This is a genomic window from Nonomuraea zeae (assembly GCF_005889725.1).
Lineage (GTDB): Bacteria > Actinomycetota > Actinomycetes > Streptosporangiales > Streptosporangiaceae > Nonomuraea > Nonomuraea zeae.
On the sequence record NZ_VCKX01000717.1, the window covers coordinates 1 to 738 of the forward strand.

Genomic DNA, 738 nt, shown 5'->3' on the forward strand with positions numbered 1-738 from the left:
TGGTGGGGGTGTGTCTGGATCGGGGTGCCGATCTGGTGGTGGCGGTGCTGGCGGTGTGGAAGGCGGGGGCGGCGTATGTGCCGATTGATCCGGGTCAGCCGGTGGAGCGGATCGCTTACATGCTGGGCGACAGCCGCGCGGTGTTGACCGTCACCAGTGCGGAGATCGCTGACGAACTGCCGGCGGGCCGGGGTCGGATGCTGGTGCTGGATGACGCCTTCACCGTGATGCGGTTGTCGTTGGCTTCGGCTGAAAGGCCGGTGCGGCGTCTGATCGGCGATCAGAGCGCCTACGTCATCTATACCTCGGGTTCGACGGGGCGGCCGAAGGGTGTGGTGGTGACTCAGGCGGCGCTGGCCAATTATGTGGGTTCGGTGCCGGGGCGGCTGGGCTTGGATGGTGGCCGGTTTGCGCTGGTGCAGGGTCAGGCTACGGATTTGGGTAACACGGTGGTGTTCGCCGCTCTCACCCTTGGTGGCGAGTTGCACATCGTGGCTGAGGGGGCGGCCACCGATCCTGAAGCGTTGCGTGCCGTGCTGGCTGGGCGTGGCATCGACTTCGTCAAGATGGTGCCTTCTCATCTGGCGGCGATGGGTCCGGGTTTGTTGCCTGGGCGGTCGCTGGTGCTGGGCGGGGAGGCTGCCGCGTCTGACTGGCTGGAGCAGGTTCTCGCGAACGCTGATGTGCGCGGGTGTGCGGTGTTCAATCACTACGGTCCGACCGAGACCACGATCGGGG

Annotated in this window: 1 protein-coding gene; it reads left to right on the top strand. The window is 66.3% G+C overall.

Translation table 11 applies throughout. The annotated features are described in order from the left end of the window. Nucleotides 1–35: 35 nt before the first annotated feature. A partial coding sequence (locus tag ETD85_RS62570) for an AMP-binding protein (RefSeq protein WP_240780198.1) occupies nucleotides 36–738 on the top strand: 703 nt, incomplete at its 3' end.